Here is a 3,380-nt window from a genome sequence, read left to right as displayed (position 1 = left end):
CTCCGATTGGGAGAAGAATTGGAATTAATGCTTGCTAAAATTATTGAAACATCCAATAACAACATCACGATCACCGACGAGCATGGCATCATCGTCTACTCCAACCCTACTCATTGGACGATGTATGGACTCAAGGCTGATGGGTACATTGGGAAGTCTGTTTATGAGTTAGAAGAAAGCGGCGTTCTTTCACCATCAATTAATGCCCTTGTATTAAAGGAGAAAAAAGAGGTTCAAATTCTCCAACATACAACTTCCGGAAAAGTTGTGATGTCGACAGGGTTTCCTATTTTAAATAAAGAAGGGCGTTTAGTGAGAGTCGTCAGTTATAGTCAGGATCAAACGGAAATTGTGAACCTTCAAAAACAGTACGAACAACTGCAATCGAAAATGGCTGGTTACCAAACGGAGGTGGAAGAGCTACGTGAAAAAGAAGCGAGTCACCATCCGATTTTATTTCGCAGTTCAACGATGCAGCATATTTTTACAACGATTCAACGTGTCGCCAAAACGGACGCCAGCATCTTATTTTTAGGTGAATCCGGTGTCGGAAAAAGCACCCTTGCTCGCTATATTCACGATCAAAGCGAACGTCATAAAGAACCATTTATTGAAGTGAACTGTAGTACAATTCCTGAGACGTTATTTGAATCGGAAATGTTCGGCTATGAACCAGGTTCCTTTACAGGCGCACATAAATCCGGCAAGCAAGGATTGATCGAACAAGCGGATCAAGGGACGTTATTTTTAGACGAGATTGGCGAATTGCCACTGTCAATTCAAGTGAAATTACTGAAGGTGCTGCAGGAGAAGAAAATGATGAGGGTCGGGGGAAAGAAAGAACGTCACRTTAATTTCAGACTCATTACGGCCACGAATCAACCGTTAAAAAAGATGGTAGACACGGGGACATTTCGCTTCGATCTCTACTACCGCTTGAATGTGATTCCAATCCGAATCCCACCTTTAGTCGAGAGACCAGACGATATCCCAATCCTCCTGCAGCATTACTTACAATTGATCAACGACAAATACAACGTAGAGAAAAAGCTCCACTCGACAACGTACGACTTGTTGGTTCATTATGAATGGCCCGGGAATGTGCGCGAGATGGAAAATTTACTCGAACGCCTCATCTTAACGATTGAGGATCTAGTTATCCGACCTGAACACCTGCCGATCGAGCTACAGAAAAACAGGACGGATGCGGTCGAATATCCACTAAGCTTTGATGCGAATATAGAAGAAAAGAAAACGTTGAAAGAAACAGTAGAAGAAGTCGAGATCCAGATGATCGCTAGAGCCTTTCAGCAATGCAAAACGACGTATGAAATGGCAGAACATTTGGGGATCAGCCAACCATCTGTGATGTACAAAATGAAGAAATACAAAGATCGACTTGGTTTAAAAACGACATAAAAGCATTCTTCTCACGAACGAGAAGAATGCTTTTTTCATGCTTATTTACGATTCTCAACAACACCGGCTAATGCATACAGCGCAATCATTGACGCAAAGTGACTGGAGACATTGTTTGGATCTTGCTGTGGGTAGACTTCGACAAAGTCCATACCGACAATGCCACGCTTTGTGAATTCATAAATTAAGGTTAGAAGCTCATACGATGTTAAGCCATTTCCATCTACAGGTCCACCTGGATTAAAGGCAAAATCGAGAACATCACTACAAACCGAAAGATAAACAACATCGACGTCTTCACTCGCTTGATCGTACAGATCAGCTGCTAGCTTACGGATGTCTTTCGCTTCACGGATGTCATTGATCGTCACCGTTTTCGCACCAGCTTCACGGGCAAACTTGCCAGTCTCTGGCTTGTTACGCGGGCCGTGAATTCCGGCATGAATAAGGCTCTCATTTCGAACACCATCTAGCTCATACATTCTCGCAAATGGAGTGGAGCGTGCGTATTTATCACCGTCTTGATGCGGCATATTATCATAATGGGCATCAAGATGAAGAATGCCGACCTTTCCTTCTGTTCGTTCGGTTAACGCTTTAACGATCGGATAGGTAATCCCGTGGTCACCACCAAGGGCGAGCGGAAATTTACCTGATTCCCACATCTTCCCTGCAAATGACTCAATTCGGTTCATCGTCTCGATTACATCAGCTGGAACAACATCGACATCTCCCATATCAGCGAGCTTTAAATGTTCAAACACATCAATATGATCAAGCTCTGGCAAGTAACCGCTGTAACGACCTGAGCACAGGCGCATCACTTTCGGCCCAAGCTCGCAGCCGGTGTAATCTCCCCATGTTACAGCCCCTTCCCATGGCACACCATAGATCAGGACATCTGAATCCTCCGTTGATTCGGTTGTTCCATTAATTGCCCCTAAGAAAGGCGGCGTATTTCCATAAATGTTCTCACTCATCCAACCCACTCCTCGCTTCAATAGTCACCCTCTTTATATACCCTATTTTGGTTAGGAGTAACCCTGATTATTTCCGGATAAATAAATACACTATAAAGCCAACAACCGGGAAAAAGAGCGTCGCCACAAGGATAAGCAGACTGTATTCCTTACTATTTCCACTGCGTACCGAGTCACGATAACACCAGATACTTGTGATGACATTTAAAATAAACCCACCAAAGATCAATAAAAAGAAAACGATGGGCCATATGAATAGTTCCATGGATGATTCCTCCTCTTCTACAGTATTAGTTTACGTAAAAAAGAGAGAATCGTTTCACCTATTGAAAAATAAAAAATGCTGACCCCATGATCACAGGGTCAGCATCTACGATTATTATTATTGATTGAAGGCTGCCTCCACCGCATCATAGGCATTGACATAACCTGCGCCAACTTCCCATGATTCATACCCAGGCATGTCTGTAGCTGTTTCTTGTAGTATGTCTTTTACTTCACTTGGTGTGAGCGCTGGATTGGCCTCAAGCAGTAAGGCTACAATCCCCGCTACATGAGGTGTTGCCATCGACGTTCCACTCATCGTGGTATAGAACGGAAGATAGGTTGGTTCAATTAATTGAAGATCCTTAGGAGCGGAAATGACCGATAGTGGCGAGAGGACTCGTGTGGAGATGATATCGACACCCGGTGCAACGACGGTAGGTTCATCCTTCCATTCCCACTGTTCCCCGTCTATTTCAAATGTACCACCAACATCTTTCGTTCCTCTTGAAGAGAAATCAGCCAAGCTGCCGTCCTTCTCCCCAGCTCCTACTGAGATGACCCACGGTGCTTTTGCATAAGGATTAAATGAAGAGTTTTTGCTGGAAACTGTCATGGGTTTTCTATCTGTAAGAGGACAAAATCTCCAGATGAAAAACCTTGATGTGGAAAAGGGCGTCGTCTCGATCAAAGGAAAGATCATGGAAATCATTTATA

At 43.7% G+C, this 3,380-nt stretch carries 4 protein-coding genes and 1 pseudogene; 2 read left to right on the top strand and 3 right to left on the bottom strand.

Annotated elements, in window-relative coordinates; genetic code table 11:
• The first annotated feature begins 6 nt into the window (after positions 1 to 6).
• Complete coding sequence (locus AB685_RS28795) at positions 7 to 1,419, top strand: sigma 54-interacting transcriptional regulator (RefSeq protein ID WP_082153817.1); 1,413 nt, start codon at positions 7 to 9, stop codon at positions 1,417 to 1,419.
• A gap of 41 nt (positions 1,420 to 1,460) precedes the next feature.
• Here AB685_RS28795 and AB685_RS28790 read toward each other — a convergent pair whose 3' ends face one another.
• The 3 genes from AB685_RS28790 to AB685_RS28780 form a co-directional block, all read right to left on the bottom strand.
• Positions 1,461 to 2,399, bottom strand: a complete 939-nt coding sequence (locus AB685_RS28790; RefSeq protein WP_047974035.1) for an agmatinase family protein — start codon at positions 2,397 to 2,399, stop codon at positions 1,461 to 1,463.
• Positions 2,400 to 2,466: 67 nt separating this feature from the next.
• On the bottom strand, positions 2,467 to 2,664 hold the full coding sequence (locus AB685_RS28785; RefSeq protein WP_047974034.1) for a PLDc N-terminal domain-containing protein: 198 nt from the start codon (positions 2,662 to 2,664) through the stop codon (positions 2,467 to 2,469).
• A 117-nt stretch (positions 2,665 to 2,781) separates the two neighbouring features.
• Positions 2,782 to 3,279: a S8 family serine peptidase gene (locus AB685_RS28780; protein ID WP_053073997.1), complete on the bottom strand. Its 498-nt coding sequence runs from the start codon at positions 3,277 to 3,279 to the stop codon at positions 2,782 to 2,784.
• Here AB685_RS28780 and AB685_RS28775 point away from each other — a divergent pair.
• Positions 3,251 to 3,380 (top strand): annotated as a pseudogene (locus tag AB685_RS28775) (YabP/YqfC family sporulation protein); the annotation flags it as partial. The gene AB685_RS28780 and the pseudogene AB685_RS28775 overlap by 29 nt on opposite strands.

It is taken from the genome of Bacillus sp. LL01, assembly GCF_001037965.1.
This window is presented reverse-complemented; position numbering and strand designations above follow the sequence as displayed.

Coding starts and splice junctions, on each gene's coding strand:
- AB685_RS28785 (WP_047974034.1), bottom strand. CDS start 2,664: ATGGAACTATTCATATGGCCCATCGTTTTCTTTTTATTGATCTTTGGT.
- AB685_RS28780 (WP_053073997.1), bottom strand. CDS start 3,279: ATGACAGTTTCCAGCAAAAACTCTTCATTTAATCCTTATGCAAAAGCA.
- AB685_RS28790 (WP_047974035.1), bottom strand. CDS start 2,399: ATGAGTGAGAACATTTATGGAAATACGCCGCCTTTCTTAGGGGCAATT.